The 19,589-nt window shown below is 57.6% G+C and carries 16 protein-coding genes and 1 pseudogene; 9 read left to right on the top strand and 8 right to left on the bottom strand.

Features of this window, described 5'->3' with window-relative positions:
- Positions 1-44: 44 nt before the first annotated feature.
- The 4 genes from H3T89_RS04445 (at position 45) to H3T89_RS04460 (ending at position 4,184) form a co-directional block, all read left to right on the top strand.
- Positions 45-1,094, top strand: a complete 1,050-nt coding sequence (locus tag H3T89_RS04445; RefSeq protein WP_198216326.1) for a FecCD family ABC transporter permease — start codon at positions 45-47, stop codon at positions 1,092-1,094.
- 2 nt (positions 1,095-1,096) lie between these two features.
- Positions 1,097-2,155 carry a FecCD family ABC transporter permease gene (locus H3T89_RS04450; RefSeq protein ID WP_198216327.1) on the top strand — a complete coding sequence of 353 codons (1,059 nt, stop codon included), beginning with the start codon at positions 1,097-1,099 and terminating at the stop codon, positions 2,153-2,155.
- A 5-nt stretch (positions 2,156-2,160) separates the two neighbouring features.
- Positions 2,161-3,060: an ABC transporter ATP-binding protein gene (locus H3T89_RS04455; protein WP_198216328.1), complete on the top strand. Its 900-nt coding sequence runs from the start codon at positions 2,161-2,163 to the stop codon at positions 3,058-3,060.
- 152 nt (positions 3,061-3,212) lie between these two features.
- Positions 3,213-4,184, top strand: coding sequence for a siderophore-interacting protein (locus tag H3T89_RS04460; RefSeq protein ID WP_198216329.1), 972 nt, complete (start codon positions 3,213-3,215; stop codon positions 4,182-4,184).
- A gap of 236 nt (positions 4,185-4,420) precedes the next feature.
- On the opposite strand, the gene H3T89_RS04465 is transcribed toward H3T89_RS04460, so the two are convergent.
- From H3T89_RS04465 to H3T89_RS04500, 8 genes and pseudogenes are all read right to left on the bottom strand, one after another.
- Positions 4,421-5,011, bottom strand: coding sequence for an anthranilate synthase component II (locus tag H3T89_RS04465; protein ID WP_198216330.1), 591 nt, complete (start codon positions 5,009-5,011; stop codon positions 4,421-4,423).
- Complete coding sequence (locus tag H3T89_RS04470) at positions 4,992-6,629, bottom strand: anthranilate synthase component I family protein (protein ID WP_198216331.1); 1,638 nt, start codon at positions 6,627-6,629, stop codon at positions 4,992-4,994. Before H3T89_RS04470 ends, H3T89_RS04465 begins: the two co-directional genes overlap by 20 nt.
- 456 nt (positions 6,630-7,085) lie before the next feature.
- The gene (locus H3T89_RS04475; RefSeq protein ID WP_198216332.1) at positions 7,086-8,534 is read right to left on the bottom strand and encodes an MFS transporter; all 1,449 of its coding nucleotides are present in this window, start codon (positions 8,532-8,534) and stop codon (positions 7,086-7,088) included.
- A gap of 39 nt (positions 8,535-8,573) precedes the next feature.
- The gene (locus H3T89_RS04480; protein WP_198216333.1) at positions 8,574-9,497 is read right to left on the bottom strand and encodes a nucleoside hydrolase; all 924 of its coding nucleotides are present in this window, start codon (positions 9,495-9,497) and stop codon (positions 8,574-8,576) included.
- Between the two features lie 34 nt (positions 9,498-9,531).
- Positions 9,532-10,350, bottom strand: coding sequence for an energy-coupling factor ABC transporter ATP-binding protein (locus tag H3T89_RS04485; RefSeq protein ID WP_198216334.1), 819 nt, complete (start codon positions 10,348-10,350; stop codon positions 9,532-9,534).
- The gene (locus tag H3T89_RS04490) at positions 10,347-11,195 is read right to left on the bottom strand and encodes an energy-coupling factor ABC transporter ATP-binding protein (protein ID WP_198216335.1); all 849 of its coding nucleotides are present in this window, start codon (positions 11,193-11,195) and stop codon (positions 10,347-10,349) included. The genes H3T89_RS04485 and H3T89_RS04490 overlap by 4 nt, the downstream gene beginning before the upstream one ends.
- Positions 11,192-12,013 (bottom strand): energy-coupling factor transporter transmembrane component T, encoded by an 822-nt coding sequence (locus tag H3T89_RS04495; RefSeq protein ID WP_198216336.1) that lies wholly within the window; start codon positions 12,011-12,013, stop codon positions 11,192-11,194. The genes H3T89_RS04490 and H3T89_RS04495 overlap by 4 nt, the downstream gene beginning before the upstream one ends.
- 146 nt (positions 12,014-12,159) lie before the next feature.
- Positions 12,160-12,810: pseudogene (locus tag H3T89_RS04500) on the bottom strand (ECF transporter S component); the annotation flags it as partial.
- Between the two features lie 251 nt (positions 12,811-13,061).
- Between H3T89_RS04500 and H3T89_RS04505 the strand changes: the two are divergent.
- The 5 genes from H3T89_RS04505 (at position 13,062) to H3T89_RS04525 (ending at position 19,562) form a co-directional block, all read left to right on the top strand.
- Positions 13,062-14,933: a PfkB family carbohydrate kinase gene (locus tag H3T89_RS04505; RefSeq protein WP_198216338.1), complete on the top strand. Its 1,872-nt coding sequence runs from the start codon at positions 13,062-13,064 to the stop codon at positions 14,931-14,933.
- Between the two features lie 359 nt (positions 14,934-15,292).
- The gene (locus H3T89_RS04510) at positions 15,293-16,306 is read left to right on the top strand and encodes a LacI family DNA-binding transcriptional regulator (protein WP_198216339.1); all 1,014 of its coding nucleotides are present in this window, start codon (positions 15,293-15,295) and stop codon (positions 16,304-16,306) included.
- Between the two features lie 223 nt (positions 16,307-16,529).
- Positions 16,530-17,699 carry an ABC transporter substrate-binding protein gene (locus tag H3T89_RS04515; protein WP_198216340.1) on the top strand — a complete coding sequence of 390 codons (1,170 nt, stop codon included), beginning with the start codon at positions 16,530-16,532 and terminating at the stop codon, positions 17,697-17,699.
- Between the two features lie 97 nt (positions 17,700-17,796).
- The gene (locus tag H3T89_RS04520; RefSeq protein ID WP_198183246.1) at positions 17,797-18,747 is read left to right on the top strand and encodes a carbohydrate ABC transporter permease; all 951 of its coding nucleotides are present in this window, start codon (positions 17,797-17,799) and stop codon (positions 18,745-18,747) included.
- Entirely contained in the window at positions 18,747-19,562 is an 816-nt protein-coding gene (locus tag H3T89_RS04525) for a carbohydrate ABC transporter permease (protein WP_198183248.1), read from the top strand. Before H3T89_RS04520 ends, H3T89_RS04525 begins: the two co-directional genes overlap by 1 nt.
- Positions 19,563-19,589: the final 27 nt, after the last annotated feature.

Genomic DNA, 19,589 nt, shown 5'->3' on the forward strand with positions numbered 1-19,589 from the left:
CGGCCCCGCAGGGAAGGGATGGAAAAGGAAGAGGGAGCGCCGATATGCGGTCAGAAATGACACCGCGCCCTGATACTCGACAGGCCGTCATGCATCGCAAGAGAACCGGACCCATGGTCTTGTCCGGGCTGATTCTGGCGGTCTGCCTGGTCATGGTCTGCGCCCTGTCCCTGGTTTTCGGATCCCGTTCCGTCAGCCCTTCCGACATCCTCCACGCCCTGTCCGCCTCCTCGGATGACATCGCGGTCTCGGCCATCCGCCTGAGAATTCCCCGCACCGTCCTCGGTATCCTGGTCGGTGCCGGGCTCGGGGTGGCCGGGACCCTGATGCAGGGCATATCCCGCAACCCGCTGGCGGACCCGTCGATTCTAGGCTTCAACACGGGGGCAGCTCTTGCAATCGTCTGCTCCATAGCCTTCTTCTCCCTTTCAACACCAGCCCAGTATGTCTGGGTGGGATTGCTGGGCAGTGCGACGACCGCACTGGTCGTCTGGGCTATAGGATCCCTGGGGCCATCCGGTCCATCTCCGCTACGGCTGACCCTGGCCGGTGTCGTGATCAGTTCGGTACTGGGGTCTCTTACCTCCGCCATCCTTCTGCCGCGCGTCAACGTCATCAGCTCATATCGCTTCTGGCAAGTGGGCGGAATCTCGGGCGCCCGGTTCGACCTCATGATGCCGGTCCTGCCTCTTCTTGCTCTTGGGCTGCTGCTCGCCTTCTGCCTGACGCCCGGAATCAACGCCTTGACCCTGGGGGACCAGATGGCCAAAGGGCTGGGGATGCACGTCGGACGTGTCCGCAGCCTGGCCTGGCTTGCGGCTATACTCCTCTGCGCCTCCTGTACGGCGTTGGCGGGTCCGATTGGCTTCGTCGGGTTGGTGGTCCCCCATGTGGCACGACTGCTCATAGGACCCGACTACAGGCGAATCATGGCCCTGAGCATCCTCATCGGCCCCCTCCTGGTGGTTGGTGCCGACGTGGTGGGCAGGATAATCACCCGTCCATCCGATGTGGAGGTGGGCATCGTCACGGCACTGATCGGAGCTCCCGTATTCGTGGTTCTGGCCGGGCGCAGAAGAACCACGGAGGTATAGGCATGGATGCTTGTCTCCTTCATGATTCGGGTAAACCCGATGCGATGACCGACCTGCAGCGGATACGACGGGCCCATGCCATTCGTTCGCTGACAGTTACCGTCCTACTTGTGATACTCCTGGTCGCTTTCGCACTGGCCGATCTGGCCCTAGGACATCGCGTCTACTCCATGAGCGACCTGCTTGGAGTGGTTTGGGGGCAGTCAGACGAAGGCACCAGGTTCGTGATTCTCCAACTGCGCATGCCCCGGACACTAATTGGCTGTGTCGCCGGCATCGCATTCGGCATGGCCGGAATTGGTTTCCAGCATCTCCTGCGCAACATGATGGCCAGCCCGGACATCATCGGCATTACTGCCGGAGCCAACACTGCTGCCATCTTCGGCATTGTCGTATTGGGTCTGTCGGGCATGCCTCTGGCCTGCCTGGCGGTCATGGGTGGTCTCCTGACAGCCCTCCTGGTTATGGCCCTGGCCTGGCGCGGTTCGTTTGACCCGACCCGGCTGATACTGATCGGAATAGGAGTAGCCGCAGGGTTCAACGCACTGGGCTCCTGGCTGATGATTCGTAGCGACCAATGGAACATCCAGGCTGCGACCAGATGGCTGACGGGCAGCCTGGCCGATGCCCAGTGGACCGATCTGCCGATACTGGCGACAACAACACTGCTCGGCGCCACGCTCCTGTTGGCACTCGACAGGAATATCAGCACCCTACAGCTGGGACCGGAGATGGCCGCAGGACTGGGCGTCAGGGTAAGCCGTGTTCAGTTTCAGGTGATTATCGTAGGCGTGCTCCTCCTGTCTGTCGCGACAGCGACCACCGGTCCCATCTCCTTCGTTTCGTTCCTCTCCGGCCCCATCGCCACGGTCCTGGTCGGCCGGGGAGCATCAGCCCTTATCCAGTCAGGCCTGGTAGGAGGTTGCCTGGTTCTGGGTTCGGACATCGTCGCCCAACATCTGCCCTCGGCCCAGGTGCCGGTCGGCATCATCACCAGCATTGTGGGCGGACCCGTCCTCATCGCGATCATGGTCCTCATGACCCGCAGACAGGAGCTCTGAACATCATGACGTCACCCCCGGCACACGACTCCTGGAGCAGCGAGCATCGGCTGGCCGCCTCGCACCTTCGCCTCACCTATGGCGGACGTACGGTCATCGAGGACCTGAGTCTTGATATACCTCCACACACGATGGGATCCATCATCGGACCCAACGGGTGCGGGAAGTCGACCTTTCTCAAGGCCATGGCCAGGATTCTGAAACCGGCGTCGGGGGCTGTCACGCTGGACGGAGAACCCATCACCAGCATGCCCACCCGCAAGGTGGCGACGATTCTGGGGCTGCTGCCGCAGAACCCGTCAGCCCCCGCCGGCATCACCATCGCCGACCTAGTTGCTCGCGGCCGATATCCCCACCACCACTTCGTCGAACGGTGGACCGCCAAGGATGAAAAGGCAGTGGAACGAGCCCTCGCCCTGACCGGACTGGCCGATAGGGCGGGGTGCCCAATCGACCGCCTGTCCGGAGGCCAACGCCAGCGCGCCTGGATTGCTCTGACCCTGGCCCAGCAGACCGACATACTCCTTCTTGACGAGCCGACCACCTACCTGGACATCGCCTACCAGCTTGAGGTGCTTGACCTGCTGAGCACCCTGAACAGGCAGGAGGGCGTCACGGTGGTCATGGTCCTCCACGACCTGAACATGGCTGCCAGATACTCGGATTGGATCCTGGCCATCAAGGATGGCAGGAGGGTCGCCTTGGGCGCTCCCGATGAGGTCATGACCGAGAACCTGGTCAGCGAGGTATTCGACATCGCATCCACTGTGGTGACCGATGGGTCCACCGGTGCCCCCTTGATGACCCCGACACCCCTCCATAGTCTCAAAGCCCACTCTGGCGGGGCTTGCAATGTACACGTACACTGGGATGACGCGGCAGGACGACACCAAACAACCCAATGATGTAAAACCTCTCGTCCTGCTCCCCACATCGCTTACCCCGACGTCCTGAACCGCGAGGTCTCAAGCCACAAAGTCACAAACTGCCACAACCTGAACGACGACAACCCGACACCAAGATCGACCCATAAACCTCAACCGAAAGAGAGCCAGCCGTGGAACGCCAAGCCGACAATCATCCTGTACCCTTGATCCCCTTCCGTGTCTCCGTAGCCAGAGCAGAAACGCTCTCGCCCCACTTCAAGCGAATCGTCTTCCAGGGACCGGATCTGAAGATTTTTGCAGACGCCGGGTACGATGAGCGAATCAAAATCCTTTTGCCCCTTCCCGACGGATCCGTGCCGCCCCCTTCCTTCTTTGAGGCGACCCCTGAGGATCCGCTCGCCTGGTATCAAAAGTGGAGGACCCTGCCCGCAGAGAGTCGCAATCCCATGCGCACCTATACGGTTCGCAAGGTCAGGCCCGAGAGCGAGCAAATCGATGTGGACTTCGTCATCCACGATCATGCCGGACCTGCTGGAGCCTTTGCAGAGGCTGCAAAACCTGGCGACCAGGCCATCATCATCGGTCCTAATGCGCAGGCCGGAGGACCGGTCGCTGGGATGGACTTTCACCCGGGTCAGTCCAGACATCTTCTCCTGGTGGGCGATGAGACAGCGGTACCAGCCATCGCCGCCATAATGGACAGTCTGATCCGCGACCACTGGCAGGGCGACGGGGTGGCATTGATTGAAGTACCTATCGAAGAGGATCGTCTTCCACTGCCCGAACTCGAAGGAATCCGCGTCATCTGGACGACCTGCGACGAATCCGGACATGGGCGCGCCCTCATCGAAGCCATGCGTAACCTGTTGGAGGACCTGCCGATCCATTCGCCTACGGCCGCAGCCGCTGAATCTTCCAAGGAATTCTCAGAGATTGATATCGACAAAGAACTGCTCTGGGAGACTGCCGATGCCGCCCAAGCCGATGCCTCCATTCGTGCCGACGACCTGTACGCCTGGATCGCCGGAGAGGCAGCCACCGTCCGCGAGCTGAGGCGCATGCTGGTCAGAGACCGAGGGATGGACCGGAGCAACGTCTCTTTCATGGGATATTGGCGTCAGGGTCGCAGCGAGATGTCCTGACTGACCGATCCCGTGAGCGGGCGATGACCTGCCGTGCGCGGACAACCCACTCCAGTCTTTCTTGACCTACGAATCAGAGAGTGATCACACGGAGTCTTCTGACTATGTGAGTATCAGGCCATGGGTTGCCGAGTTGAACCTCGCCACAGCATCTTGCAGGACAGATGAAGAGAAGCCACAGTCCTGCTTACTGCACGGTGGATTATATGGAGAGGAACCCGGCCCGGCCTGATGAGTCAGTCCCCATCAGATGAACCGCAGTACTCCCGGAAGAAATTGGCGATCACCTGGTGACCATACTGGCTGCCGATGCTCTCGGGGTGGAATTGGACACCCTCCATGAGCGACCGGTTCCGCCTCAGACCCATCACATAACCATCCAGAAGCGAGCGCGCGCTGATCTCCAGATCGGCAACCCGACTGACCGAGGCCTCGTCAGCAACCAGAGAGTGGTATCTGGTCACGTCGAAAGTATCGGGCAGGCCCTTGAAGCAGCCCTTCCCGTCGTTTCTTATTCCGCTCACCTTGCCATGCTGACGACTGGAGGCCCTGACCACCTGAGCTCCAGCATGTACCGCGATGGCCTGCATGCCCAAGCAGATGCCGAAGACCGGCTTCCTTCCTGCCACCTGATCAAGAAACTCCAGGTAGCCGCAGTCCTCCGGGCGACCCGGTCCGGGGCCCAGAATGACCGCGTCGAAGGCGAGCGGATCCACCTGCGCAAGGCGGTTTACCCTGACAATGGTCGTATCGACGCCCAGCAGGTCCACGTAGTTCTTGACCACATAGACGAAACTGTCAAAGGCATCAACCAGCAAGACTTTCATGGGCCAGCTCCTTTCCGGTGATGGCCAGGTAGGCCGAACTCATCTTCTTCATGGTCTCCTGCCACTCGCTCTCAGGCTGGGAGTCCTCAACGATCCCGGCCGATGCACGCAGGTGATAGCTGCCGGAATGGTAGGAGGCCGTCCGTATGCACAGTGCAGTCAGGACCATACCGTCGAATCCAAGGAAACCCACTGCCCCGGCGTACACCCCGCGCGAACTGACCTCGGTCTCCTCAATGATTTCCACGGCACGTACCTTGGGGGTTCCTGTCATGGTACCGGCGGGGAAGGCTGCCGAGAAGACGTCGTACTTGTCCAGGCCAGGCCGGATCCGGCCGATCACATCCGAAACCATGTGAATGACGTGGGAGTAGACCTCGGTGGTCATCAGCCGGTCCACCTCCAAGGATTCGGGTGTGCAGCACCTGGCTACATCGTTGCGACCCAAATCCACCAGCATCAGGTGCTCGGCCCGCTCCTTGGGGTCGCCGGTCAGCTGCCTGATGGCCGACTGGCGGGCCTCCTCATCTCCGGGATTGCCGACCGTCCCGGCGATGGGCCGCAGGGTTATATCGCCATCAGGGGTCAGCCCAATGAAAAGCTCGGGACTGGCTCCAATGACATGCACCCCTTGGGGAGTCACGAAATAGTACATATAGGGGGACGGGTCCTGCAGACGCAGTCGCTGGTAGACCTGGAAGGGCGGAATGCGGGAATCCACCTCGATCTCATGCCCGAGCTGGAGCTGATAGACATCACCCTGGGCTATGTGCTCCTTGCCCTTGGCAAACCATTGATAAAAACGATCCCGATCGATTGTGTCATGGGCCTCGTATGGATAGTCCGGCCCAATGCCACCCTGAATGCCGGTACGAGTAGCATCCGACTCAGAAGTTTGCGCCGGCGTTGCGTCGGATTGCAGCAACTCCAGCAAATCTTCTAACAGCGCGGATCCATGCCTGGTCTCCCCGCTTCCGGTTGCAATATTCTGAATCTGTGGACCAGACTGTGCAGAAGATCCGCACTCTCGCAAATTCTCCCCGCCCCCTGGAATGCCACACCCGGCAGTGTCCTCTTCGACATGAATTAAAGTAGCGCAGTGGCCGCCGGCCTTCAGATCCAAGGTGATGATTCCCTGATAAAGTGTCAACGAGATGACCGGCAAAGCCGCGTCCCTTGGTATATGCTCCTCCAGATCCTCGATCATGAAGATGGTGTCATACCCGAAGTAGCCGAACCAGCCCATCCCGAAAGGGCCTTCGTGGTCACCGCTGATGACGAAGGAGGATTCCAGCCGCCTCAGCACTGCAAAGACCTCCTTGATGTCGGGGACCGGATGGTGGACCACCCCCTGCTCGATCCGACCAAATGTCTCCAGGATTCCTGTCAGCTGAGCATTGCCCAGAGAATCAATGGTCATGACATGGTCCGTCACACTCAGAGTCAGCATCGGCTCGAACCCGATGGCTGAGCGATTCCGGTCCTTATCTGGGCCACTCAGAGATTCCAGAAGAAAGAGCTGATCCTCCCGATACCTGGCGCACAGCCGCCTGTAGATGGCCAGGGCATCGAGGTCACTGGAGAACCGGCTAGATTCCATGGTTACGTTGATAGTCATTAGGGCACTTCCTAGGTCAAGTACTGCGGTTTGGAGCGGCAGCGATACCTCACCTGATGCCGTTTCAGCGCGCCGTGGATATGAGTTTCCTATGGCAGCATGTCCGCAGATAATAAAAGAGCAACCTCAAACACAGAGGTAAATATAGGAATCAGAAGAAGAACCGGCTAAAACATCAACGCCATCGGGCATCGACATAGAAGAAGACACCCTTGGGCAACCAAGGCTGCAGTGATGTCGTTTTCTCCATGGCCACGATGCTAGAGCACCAGGATGCAACCGCCCAACCGGCATCCATAATTCGGACATTTCTAGACCGAAGGCTGTCCACCCGCCAGCGGTGCGGCGGCAATATGCCCATCATGCCTAATGGAATTCTGTCCACACCCTTATAGAGAAGAACCGGGCCCGGGAATAAATCCCAGACCCGGTTCTCTCAATCAGCAGCTCGGAAGATCAGTCCTCGTCCTCAGCCACGCGGGAGTGGCTGTAGATCATCTTCATGGAGCAGATGAAGAGCACCAAGCCCAGCAGGATGATCACGCCACCGATCATGAAGACATTGGCGTAGGTCGAGGCCAGGCCCTGCGCAGTGCCGGCCAGGCTGCCCGAACCCATGGATCCGTTGGCCATGAGCTGGCCGAAGAGGGCGACACCGACGGAGCCGGTGATGGCCTGCAATAGGTCGTTGAAACCGAGCACACGGCCGGACTCCTCAGGAGCCACGGTCAGGGTCGCGGTGTCAACGATGGGCTGGTAGAAGAAGGAGGTGCCGAAGTAGTAGATGCAGGGCGCTACAGCCAGGGCCCAGATCTTGCCGGCAGGAATCAGGAAAGCGATGGCGATCAGACCGCCGCCCATGCAGGCCAGGGCCAGGATGACCGAAGCCTTGCGCCCGATCTTCTGGATGATAGGCCCGGCAGCGAATCCCATGATGCCAGCAAGGATGATGGACCAGACCAGCAGGTTGGAGACCTTGGAGGAGTCGATGCCGTACACGTTCAGACCAATGGCGTTGACGCCGGCGTTCAGGGTGTAGCTGAAGAAGTAGCCGACGAAGATGACGGTCATGGTCATGGCAAATGCCGGGTTGGTCAGCATCTTCGGAGTGATGAAGGGGTTGCTGGCCTTGTTGATGTACACCACGAATGCAACGAGGGCCACGATGCAGGCGATGCCCCAGCCCCAGTTGATGTCGGTGAAGAACATGGTCACTGAAGCGGCGAACAGTCCAATTAGCGTGAAGCCGATGCCGTCGATCTTGACGCCAGCTGCATGCTGGTCGGGCAGGTTCTTGGCCAGAACAGGAATGAAGAAGACGGCCAGGATGCCCACGCCGAAGAGCCAGCGCCAGTCAAGCAGGGTCATGTAGCCGGCCAGGAAGACTCCCAGGGCGGCGGCGAAGCGGAAGACCGCGACGAAGACGCCGTACCAGAGCACGCGCTTCTTCTTCTCCACATACTTGGAGACCAGAACCAGGAAGATGGAGCCGGAAACCTGCCAACCGGCAGACTGCACCACACGGGCGGCGATGACGATCCAGATGCTGAAAGTGCCGAAGCACCCCAGAATCGACCCCAGCACGAAGACGATCGTACCCAGGATCATCATCTTCTTCAGGGAGACGAAATCGCCCAGGGATCCGTAGATGACGCAGACGATTCCCAGGATGATGCCGGGCAGTGAGGTGATCAGCGGAGCCAGGTTGGCCTGGTTGAGCTGCTTGCCGATGTTCACGTAGATCATGCCGAAGGCCTGCTGCTGGAGCACGCCCAGGGTGAAGATGATCAGGACCACCGGGATGGCCACGCGGGCCATCTTGTTCATTTTCGTGAACTCGGGAGTCCCCTCCTCGGGAACGGGTATGCCGTTCTTCTGCTCCTCGGAGACAGTTGACTCACTCATTTTTCCTTAGTTTCCTTTCGGTTCTTCTCAATGCGGAAGCTACTGGCGCTGGACCCGGCCGACCCTGTCGACAAAGGCGGAGCGGAACCCGTCCACATCCACGTCCACGCAGACGCTGGCGTTGGCTTTGCCGCCCAGGATGCCGTCGTAATCGACCACCGTGGCGCCCAGGGTGAGCGGACTGGAGATTTCGACATCCACGAAGGCCTGGCGCATGGTGAACAGGTCGGGCTGGAGCAGGACCATAGCGGCCGAGGGGTCGTACATCTTGATCCCCTCCTCGATATGTCCGCCGTCGTACGACCGGAAGAGGGAAGCGACCATGCCGCCCACTTCGCCGGCTGCGTCCAGATCGTCCAGGTCTCCGGCGACCAGATGGGCCTTGCGACCGATGTCCAGACCGACCATGGTCACGGGCAGCCCGCTGCGGAAGACCATCTTGGCAGCCTCAGGATCGACGGAGATGTTGAACTCGCCATAGACCCCGATGTTGCCGCGTCCGGTGGAGCCTCCCATCATGACGATCCGGTCGATGTGGTCCTTGACCTCCGGGAAGGTGGCCAGCAGCAGGGCGATGTTGGTCAGAGGGCCCAGGGTCAGGATGGTGACCGGCTCATCGCTCTCCAGCAGCACCCGCCGCTCCTCCAGGACCGCATTGTTCTCGGTCAGCAGGCTGGTGTCCGGCTCAGGGAAGACGAATGACCCCATCCCTGACTTGCCGTGGGCTTCGGTGGCGAACCTGTTGTCACGCATGAGCGGGGCCGCAGCGCCACGGGCCACGGGGATGCGCCTGCCCAGGAAGGTCAGCAGATTCAGGGCATTGTTGGTGGTGTGGCCGATGCCCACATTGCCGGACACCGAGGCTATCAGCCTGATGTCGAAGCTGGGCTCGTCGACCAGCATCGTAATGGCCGCAGCATCATCGATGCCAGGATCCGTGTCGATGATCAGTGGTCTGGTCATTGCTTCACTCCTTTTGCTCTTGTCGTGTCCAAACTCAAATTCCTGCCCCCGCTTTGGCCCGCCGGGCTGCATCGACAAAGCCGGAAACGGTGAAGACCGGGCCCTCCAATCCGACCTGCCGGGCCACCCGGGTGATGGGCGGAGGCGTCACATAGGCCTGCTTGAGCACATCATCCCGGGAAAAGACCTCCTCGCGGCTGCCATCCAGCAGGACCCGGCCATGCTGCATGAGCACGACCCTGGGGAAGTTGCGGGTGACGAACTTCATGTCGTGGGAAATCGTGATGCAGAGCTTGCCTTGGTCCCGCAGACTGGCGATGATGGCAGCCAGTCGATCATTGCCGGCCTTGTCCTGGCCGCATGTGGGCTCGTCGAAGACCACGGCACCCGTATCCATCATGAGAACGGATCCGATGGCGCAGAACTTCTTCTCGGTGGGGCTCAGATCGAAAGGATGATCGTCCAGCCGGTCTGCCAGGCCCACCAACCCAGCCACCTGCTCCATACGTCGCCCTATCAGATCCTGATCGAACCCAAGCTGCCGGGGACCGAACTCGAATTCCTTGCGCACGCTGTCCAGAAAGAGCTGATCGTCGGGATTCTGAAAGACGTATCCCACTTTCCGGGCCCACTGGGCCGTGTCCGCCGTAGCCAGATCGACGCCGTCAAGCAAGATCCGACCACTGGTCGGTCTAAGGATGCCATTCAGATGCTTGGCCAAGGTGGTTTTGCCAGCGCCGTTCTGACCGATCAGCGCCACGGGCCGATCACCTTCGAGGGTCAGTTCCACTCCATCCAAAGCACGATGATCATGAGGATAGACGTACTCCAGATGCTCCAGGTCGATCTTCATCGAAGCGCCTCCCGAATCATGCGTACCGCCTGGTCCTCGCGTACTGGCAAATCCGACAGTTCGAATCCTGCGTCCTGCAAACCTCTACAGAGCTTGACGTAATCCGGTATGTCAATCCCCCACTTCACGATCTCGGGGTCGGCGAAAACCTTCTCAGGGGTGCCCAGGGCACGAACCCGACCAGCGCCCAGGACCATGACCTGGTCAGCGCATCGGGCGACCCGCTCCATATCGTGATCGACCATGACTACGGTGATCCCCTCATGGTTGAGCCGCTTGACAATGTCGAAGATTTCCTCGCTGCCAAGCGGGTCCAGCTGGGCTGTGCATTCATCCAGAACCAGGATGTCCGGTTCCATGATCAAGGTCGAGCCAAGGGCCACCCGCTGCACCTGTCCGCCGGAAAGCTCCAAGGGGTTCTTGTCGAGCAGATCCTCGATATGCATAAGGGCGGCCACCCGGGCCACCTTGGTATGCATGGTTTCACGTGGAACCCCATGGTTGCCCAGTCCGAAGGCCAGTTCCTCGGCCACGGTCCCGGCCGTATAAGAGAGCTGATTGAAAGGGTTTTGAAAAACCAGACCCACGTGTCTGGACAGATCGGCAATGGTTGAACTGGCTACATCCCTGTCCTTGATCCGGACGCTTCCCTTGGATTTTCCTACAAAATAGTGCGGAATCAGACCGACCAAGGCGTTGCACAGGGTCGATTTGCCCGCCCCATTGGATCCGACGATGCAGAAGAAGCTGCCCTGTTCGACGCTGAAGCTCACCCGCTTCAAGGTGGTCCGATCAGCATCACGGTATCTGAAGGAGAAGTCCTCCACCCGTATGACCTCGGTCATGCCCGACCTCCCCACTGGATTGCGAAAGTGATCAGACCTGCACGAGAGAGGCAACCGAGCACCAGGGTGAGCACCAGGAAAACGGTGAACAGGATGGTCATCACGGTGTCACTGTGCCGCCAGACCACCTCAAGGTAGCTGGTCTGCCGCACCCCTCGGATGCCGAATCCACGGGTCTCCAGGGTCATCCCGCGCTCCTGCGAATCCGTCAGAGAGGAAAGAACAACCGGCCCGAGCAGGGGCAGGAAGGCCCGCGCCCGGGAAATCAAGCCGCCACCGGTCTCCAGACCACGTGCATGCTGAGACTGCTCGATAATCGCAATCCTGCGCTGCATCTGCGGAACCACATTCAAACTGGCCAGGATCAGGAAGCCAATCTTCGATGGAACACCGATCTGCGTCAGAGCAGCAACCAGACGACCCGTGTAGGTAGTTTTATTGGTCAGGTAGAAGGACCCCAGGAAAACCAAAAGAGTTACTACGATTTTGGCCGCATAGAGGCTGCCTTCGAGACCCAGTCGGGCGAATCCCAGGTCAAGAATGACCTTGGAATTCCTTGGGCTGTAGCACCCCTGAATGAACAGCAGCATGAGCGTAACGGGAATGCCGAACCCCAGCATCACGCCAGAGAAGGGCCTGAGCACCCGAGCCATAGCAGCTGCGATAAAGAGCATGACGATAATCCCCAGGCCAAGAGTGAAGTCCGGCCAGACCAAGGTCGCCAGGCCCAAGGAGCACACGCCAGCGATCTTGGCCATGGGATGCATGCTGCGGGACAGTGGAGAATCAGGAATCCCGTTCGTTGCAGGACCAGGCATCAGCGTTCAGACCTTTGGGTAGGTTCACAGTCCAAGTCAGCCGGGTCCCTGGTCGATGTGCCCCGATCAGCTTCTGCTGCGCCGTCGATCCTCACCGGCCGTGCTGGGCTCTCCCGACTGGACGCTCCAGCCGCTTCGTGCCCATCCTCGTCTTCGTCCTCATCCAGGTCGTCCAAATCGTCCAGACCCCCCTGGTCCTCGCTGCCGTCCAGAGCATACTGGCTCAGGAAACGCTTGGGGATTCGACGCACAATCACATAAGCAATCAGGACGGTAATGCCCTTGTCGATCAGATTCTCCAGCATGGAGGAGGAGAGAACCGAGATAACGATGTTCTTCACAGCCACCACCAGTGCAGCTGTGAGGACCGAGGTGCCGTTGACTCCGGTGGCACCCCCGTAGACGAGCACGGTGATCAGAGATGCTGTGACCGTGTTGACCAGGGCGCAGGCCAGCCAGACCAGGACGACTCCCCATATCCGTTTGAAGAGCCCGGCCTTGACCATGTATCCGATCACCAGGCCGCACAGAACGCTGGAGAGCGCATAGGGCAGATAGACCGGATTGGCCACCAAGGCGAGGAAGACGTTGGTCAGCAGTCCGCACAGGGCAGCCACCCAGGGGCCGGACAGGCAGGCGATTACCGTGGTGCCGATCATATCCAGGAAAAGCGGCAGTTTGAGGGTGGAGCTCAGGGTACCGCCGATGAGGTTGATGCCCACCGCGATGGGTATCAGCACCAAGGATTTTGTCGAGAACTGCGCAGTGATCCCTCTCCACACCGGTCGCGCGCTCATAATCCGTACCGCCTTTGGTCCTTGAATGTCGATTTCTGCAGATGGCCGTCGCTCACAGCCAGATCCGCATCACCGCTTTGAGAAACCACTTTAGTAAACAACTTTCATTGACAGAGACTATCAACAGCCGGATGGGGTGTCAAATGCGAAACCTCCGACGACGATCTCTCAGGTAAGCTTGATTCGCCAGATCCAACAGGTCGACAGAGCCGTTCGCCGGAGCGTCAGAGATGAGGAGCACAGGAAACCACATGAACATCAAGGACATTGCTCAGCTTGCCGGCGTATCCACATCGACGGTCTCCAAGATTGTGAATCACAAGGACGCGAGCATCACAGCCGCCACGCGCGACAGGGTCCTTGAACTGGTCAGGAAGTACCACTACACGCCCTACGGATCCTCCAAACCCAACACCACCACCTGGAGAATCGGAGTCCTGCTCAGCTCATCCATCTCCATGGACTCCACCTTGGATGGGATCATCCAGCAGGCACAAAAGTCGGGGTACGGCACCCTGGTTTTCAACAGCTACGGCAATCATGACCAGGAGGAACGCAACATCCTGGCCGCCCTGGAGCATCGAGTGGATGGCATGGTCTGGGAACCGATCGACCGCACAAGCCTGGCCTTGAAAAGCAGGATCGAGGCAGGGGGGATTCCCGAACTGACCATTGGACCCCTGGGAGACGACCGGGCCGCGCTCATGCCCTACGAGGAGGCTGCCTACAGTCTTACTGAAGAGCTGATCAAGCGCCACCACACCAGCATCGCTTGCCTTATTTCGCCGGGCAGACGGACACAGAGCTTCCTGCACGGTTATCGTCGCTGCTTGTTCGACCATAACCTCCAATACCACACCGACATGGTCCTGGAAACCATCGGCGAGGACCTGACCCAGGTGCTGGAGAACCGCCACGTCACCGGTATCGTGGCATCCCACTACCACCATGCCCTGGAATTCCTTCAGTTCGCCGAATCCATGCATTACCGTCTGCCCCAGGACCTCTCCCTGGTCTCCCTGATGAACGACACCAACGTGCACCTGCGCTACCCTGGCAGCCCGGAAATATCGTCCTACGTCATGCGCAACGCCGACTTCGGCGCCTACCTGTGCAGACGGATCATCCACGCCATTGAGCATGAGTCTGATCGGAGCGAGACCTTTGAGCACGTCTTCACCCTGGAAGGCGAGAAGACCGTCGGCCGGCCCCCGGACCAGCAATGCAAGAAGATCGTGGTGGTCGGCAGCATCAATGTGGACACCTACCTGACCGCCCCAAGCCTGCCCAAGGCGGGTATGACCACCACTACCAGAAACTTCGCCTCCACACCGGGGGGCAAGGCCACCAACCAGGCGGTGGGAGTGGCCAGGCTGGAGCATCAGGTTTCCCTGATCGGCAATGTCGGCAGCGATCCGGCCGCAGACTACATCTACAAAACCATGAGGCAGGCCCATGTGGATGCCACCGGTGTGCGCAGAGTCGCCGGCGCGGACACGGGCAAAGCCTACATCTTCGTCGACGGCAAGGGTGAGTCGATGATCTCCCTGGTGGCGGGCGCCAACGAGTCCCTGACCCCGGACGACATCACCGAGCGCGACCAGATCTTCCGGAACACCGGCTACTGCCTGATCCAGACAGAGATCCCCATGGACACTGTCGCCGAGGCCTGCAGAACAGCCAAGCGCCACCAGGCCGCCACCATCGTCAAACCGTCATCCTGCGACCACCTGCCTGAAGACCTGCTGGCTTCGATCGACATCCTGATCCCGAATCTGAACGAGTTGAACACCCTGATACCCGGAGCAGGATCCGTGGTGGACAAGGCGAAACGGTTCATAGACGGCGGGGTGGGCAGGGTCATCATCACCCTGGGCGAGCGCGGCTGCACTCTGGTCACTTCCAGCGGGCACAAGGACTTCCCAGCCCACGAGACCCGAGCAATCGACGACACCGGCGCCAGCGATGCCTTTATCAGCGCCCTGGCCTCCTATCTGTGCAGCGGATGCTCCCTGGACAAAGCCGCTCACATTGCCAATCTGGCCGCCGGCTTCAGCGTCGCCCACGAAGGCGTCATCCCCTCACTGATCAACCGCCGCCAGCTGGAAGGCCTGATCGACTGAGCGGCCCGGGCGCAAGCACGGTCGTCGGAAGGCTGTGATTGTCTGCCGTGCCTATCATCAAGGTCTACAGCTTCTGAAGGTATGCTCGTCGGCCCGACACAGCAATCAGGGGCTGTACTTTAAGAATTTTGCAGTCAGTCGCCCATGAATACAGCTATGACCAGTTCCTTTCGGAACCCGACTTTTCATCTGCGAGCGATCTGTTTCTCCGATAATACTGACGGCGACAATGTGAAGCGACTTAACTTATTCAATCTCTGAGTACCATATAGATAGCTAATGAGGGGTGGGCATCTTTGCCCTGACGCCTTGCGTGTTATACCCGCCAGGGGCTGCGCAGACCAAAAGGAGGGTAAAAAGTGGATAAAGTAGTGACGATTTCTGACGTAGCCCAAGCGGCTGGAGTCTCGAAAGCCACTGTTTCATACGTACTCTCCAACGATAAAAGAATAAGCAAACAAACGGCAGAGAAGGTGCGGCGCACAATAAATGATCTGGGATATACCGTCAATCACGCTGCCAGAGCCCTGTCAACCAAGAAAAGCAACGTACTGGGAATTGTGTCGCCCACCCACCATGGTGTCTACCTGTCATCCTTTTTCGGACTGCACATTTATCTGTTGTCTGAGTATGCGACACGATCCGGTTACGACAGCATGTTCATCGGTTCTGATGACGGTTGCGACGCCATGAAGAAAGCCGCCGCCTCCCATAAAGTGGACGGCTTCATACTTATGGATGTATGTGACAACGACCCGCGCATGACTACTGCCAAAGAGATTGGAATCCCCACAGTCGTCTTCGGATCACCGATTTCATCTTTCGGTTTAGACACAGTGGACTCAGACTTCCGATCGGAGGCTGCAAGATGCATGCAATGCATGGCTGCCGATAACCATCAGGAGGTGATCTTGTACTCCTGGTCTAAGAGCATTTTTGAGAAGCGTATGGGTTTCGCCTTACGCTTCAGAGACCAAATCACACAAAGCGCCAAGGATCTAGGAATTATTCTGCATATCTATTCACCTGACAACGACGAATCGGATCCAGCAGGAGAACTGTTGCATGCGTTACATCTGTATCCTCATGCCACTGCGATGATCATCCACAACGAAAGTGCATCGATTATAGCCCCGCAGGCCTTTTCCGCAAGAGGCATTCAGATTCCAGACGACCTGTATGTGATTTCCGTCTTTCCCAAACAAATGCAGTGGTCGGTGCTAGCCTCATTCGCCTTCATCCAAACCGATATAGACCAGTTGGCGCAGAAAATCGTGAGTACATTGGTGGCTCGCATTCAGGATCCGGATGCACCCATCACAAAATCATTATTGGATTTTACCTTGCAGCAACAAGTCAGCAAACAGCACTGATGCAGTCGTCTGACCATCTCCAGGAGAGTTTGTTTCTGCAATCCCGAATACAAAACCCCAAGCGGCATCCCACCTGTCCAATAATTAATTGATTTGACCTACGGCGCGGATATTATATAATGTTTGTGAACCGGTTCAATAAGTGATGATTCGACTCCGGGGCTCGAGTCATACCAGCTTGGATGAAGATGCCACACCGTAGCGGCATCGCAGAAAGGAAATCATGCACAACCTGTTCATCAAACGCTTCGCAACCATCTGTTCAGCTGTCGTCATTGCGGCAAGTCTTGCCGCTTGCGGCGGCTCGAATCAGAGTGCGGACACCATTGGTTTTTGGGATCCCTATCCACAGAAAAACGCATCCAGCACATGGGAGGCATTCGTCAAGCGTTGCGCTCCCAAGGGTTACAAAATAAAGCGTACTGGATACCCCCAGTCTGATCTGCTGAATAATCTCACCACTGCCGTAAAGGCCGGGAATGCCCCACAAATCGCCTTGATAGATAATCCAAAAATGCCTACCGCAGTCGATGCTGGCCTCGTTACCGACATCAAAGCCGCCGGCATCAACACCAAGGGCTACGACAGCAACATCGAGGCGCCTGGAATCATCGACAACGTCCAATACGGCATCTCTTACGGATCCAATGCACTGGGGCTTTACTATAACCCGAAAATACTGGAAAAAGCAGGCGTCGATCCTGCGTCCATAAAAGATTGGGCGAGCCTGAACAAGGCTATAGAACAAGTGGTGGCGTCAGGAAGCAAAGGCATTACCTTCGCAGGCATCTCCGGCGAGGAGGGTACATTCCAGTTCCTGCCTTGGTTTTGGGGAGCAGAGGGGGATCTGAAACATCCAAAATCACAAGCCGAAACCGATGCTTTGAACCTGGTCTCCGATTGGGTCCGAAAAGGTTGGGCGCCAAAATCCGTATCCACCGACAACCAATCGGCAGCCTGGGATGCTTTCCTGACTGATCAGTACGGATTCTCTGAAAATGGCTCATGGCAGGCCGAATCCGCCAAGGAAAAGGGATACGGAATGATACCGATTCCTGGCAAATCCGGCGGAGTCGCCCCCGTGCCGACCGGAGGCGAATTCATCACTATGCCTACCCAGAAAAAGGCCGACAAGAATCTCAGCAAAGCAACGGCTGAAGTCATTAACTGTCTGGTTGACGGGGATAATCTAAAAAAGACCAATGATGAGATGGTCTATTTAGCAGCGAAACGCTCCGTAAGAAACCAACAGGTCAAAGAGAACCAGATCTGGGCCCCGTGGGTAAAGCCGATCGAGCAGGCCAAGGGCAGAACTTCTGACATTGGCCTCAAATATGAGGATGTTTCAGCGCAGCTCTCCGAAGATCTGCAAGAGGCGCTGAACCAGCGCTGAACCAGCTGAGAAGTCGGCAGAGATGCTCGACTTCTCAGCACCCCTCGTCTCAAGGCAATTTTCAATAATCTTATTTCTTGCGTTGATCAGGTGAACGATGTCATTCAATATTCATCCACTACAGGACTCCGACGGGAGCATCCAGAACTCAAAAAAACGCGGCATCCATTCGACGACACTGGCGGCCTGGGGCTTCGCTATGCCTCTCATCGTGTATCTGGCCGTCTTCTACGTAACACCTCTTATCCAAAATATCTTCATGAGTCTGCACCGTTTCACTCGCCGGACTTTCGTCACCGGTGACGCACCATGGTCCGGCATTCAGGTATACCAAGAGGTTCTAGGAAATCCGAAGTTCTGGACGATACTCGTACAGACCTTATTGTTTGTGGTACTCTCAATTATTTTTCAATACAGCCTGGGGCTGGCACTGGCAGTATTCTTCAACCAGAATTTTCGACTATCGGCTGTGCTCCGTGGCGCTTTCCTGGTCCCTTGGCTCTTGCCTCCAATGATTTCAGGCACTATCTGGCAATGGATGATGGATGCCGATACCGGTGTCATCAACAAAGTCATAGGCTTTTTCGGCGGCTCCCCTATCTGGTGGCTGCAGGCTGATCACTCCCTATGGTCAGTCATCATTGCCAACATCTGGTTAGGCATTCCATTCAATATGGTCATTCTGTATTCAGGATTACAAAACATTAACCAAGATCTATACGAAGCTGCATCCTTGGATGGTTGCAACTCTTGGCAGCGATTCTGGAAAATCACCTTTCCTTTATTGAAACCTGTCACCATGATCACCCTCCTGCTCGGATTCGTATACACACTCAAAACCGTAGACATAATTTGGATAATGACCAAAGGAACGGGCACATCGCGCACCCTTGCCACCTGGGCTTATGAGATGGCATTCGGGAAGGGAACATCCGCAACCATCCGATATTCAGAAGCATCCGTAGTGGGCACCATTCTGATCGCCATCGCCCTGGTATTCGCCTTTGCCTATCTACGGGCACAAGGTTCAGAGAGGAGCAAGCAATAATGAGGCATCGTTCGACATGGTGGAAAACGCTGATCGCCGTCGTACTCACCCTAATCATGCTTTTCCCGATTTATTGGATGATCAACATCTCTCTGACCAAAAGACGGTCGATTCGCTCGGGAGACCTATATCCACGCGATTTCACGTTGACGAACTTTTCTTCAGCCTTCCACACCGAAATGACATACCTGGGCACATCCCTGCTCATTGCCATCGGTGTAGTTCTGTTGACACTCGCCATCGCACTTCCGTCTTCTTACGCCATCGCTTTTCTTGAACTCAAAGGCCGCAGAACAATCAATTTCCTTCTGATTGTGGCTCAGATGATCCCCGCTGTAGTCATGGCCCTGGGCTTTTATCAGATCTACAACCGTATCGGCCTTTTGGACAGCATCCCCGGTCTGATCATTGCGGATTCCACAGTGGCCGTGCCATTCGCCGTCATGCTTCTATCGAGCTTCATGACCGGCATGCCGCATTCCATCATTGAAGCTGCAGAAATCGATGGCGCTTCACATTGGCGTGTATTCACAACCATAGTGGTTCCGCTAAGCAGAAACTCCATCGTAACGACTTCGTTGTTCTCATTCCTCTGGGCATGGTCTGACTTCATGTTTGCGTCAACGCTGGATTCCGGCGGGGGGCGCATGCGTCCCATCACGATGGGCCTCTATGATTTTATAGGGGCACAGAATCAGGAATGGGGTCCATTGATGGCTACAGCCGTCCTGGCTTCGGTGCCAACCGCAATACTGTTGATCGTCGCACAGAAATATGTCGCTGCGGGTGTTACAGCAGGTGCGATAAAGGACTGAAACCGAAAGTGAATCAACCAATTGAAA

The organism is Bifidobacterium sp. W8114 (assembly GCF_016101165.1).
Taxonomy (GTDB): Bacteria; Actinomycetota; Actinomycetes; order Actinomycetales; family Bifidobacteriaceae; genus Bombiscardovia; species Bombiscardovia asteroides.

What these genes read in the sequence shown, in the direction of transcription:
- H3T89_RS04445 (WP_198216326.1), top strand. Translation starts at nt 45, where the DNA reads ATGCGGTCAGAAATGACACCGCGCCCTGATACTCGACAGGCCGTCATG.
- H3T89_RS04450 (WP_198216327.1), top strand. Translation starts at nt 1,097, where the DNA reads ATGGATGCTTGTCTCCTTCATGATTCGGGTAAACCCGATGCGATGACC.
- H3T89_RS04455 (WP_198216328.1), top strand. Translation starts at nt 2,161, where the DNA reads ATGACGTCACCCCCGGCACACGACTCCTGGAGCAGCGAGCATCGGCTG.
- H3T89_RS04465 (WP_198216330.1), bottom strand. Translation starts at nt 5,011, where the DNA reads ATGAAAGTCTTGCTGGTTGATGCCTTTGACAGTTTCGTCTATGTGGTC.
- H3T89_RS04470 (WP_198216331.1), bottom strand. Translation starts at nt 6,629, where the DNA reads ATGACTATCAACGTAACCATGGAATCTAGCCGGTTCTCCAGTGACCTC.
- H3T89_RS04475 (WP_198216332.1), bottom strand. Translation starts at nt 8,534, where the DNA reads ATGAGTGAGTCAACTGTCTCCGAGGAGCAGAAGAACGGCATACCCGTT.
- H3T89_RS04480 (WP_198216333.1), bottom strand. Translation starts at nt 9,497, where the DNA reads ATGACCAGACCACTGATCATCGACACGGATCCTGGCATCGATGATGCT.
- H3T89_RS04485 (WP_198216334.1), bottom strand. Translation starts at nt 10,350, where the DNA reads ATGAAGATCGACCTGGAGCATCTGGAGTACGTCTATCCTCATGATCAT.
- H3T89_RS04490 (WP_198216335.1), bottom strand. Translation starts at nt 11,195, where the DNA reads ATGACCGAGGTCATACGGGTGGAGGACTTCTCCTTCAGATACCGTGAT.
- H3T89_RS04495 (WP_198216336.1), bottom strand. Translation starts at nt 12,013, where the DNA reads ATGCCTGGTCCTGCAACGAACGGGATTCCTGATTCTCCACTGTCCCGC.
- H3T89_RS04505 (WP_198216338.1), top strand. Translation starts at nt 13,062, where the DNA reads ATGAACATCAAGGACATTGCTCAGCTTGCCGGCGTATCCACATCGACG.
- H3T89_RS04515 (WP_198216340.1), top strand. Translation starts at nt 16,530, where the DNA reads ATGCACAACCTGTTCATCAAACGCTTCGCAACCATCTGTTCAGCTGTC.
- H3T89_RS04520 (WP_198183246.1), top strand. Translation starts at nt 17,797, where the DNA reads ATGTCATTCAATATTCATCCACTACAGGACTCCGACGGGAGCATCCAG.
- H3T89_RS04525 (WP_198183248.1), top strand. Translation starts at nt 18,747, where the DNA reads ATGAGGCATCGTTCGACATGGTGGAAAACGCTGATCGCCGTCGTACTC.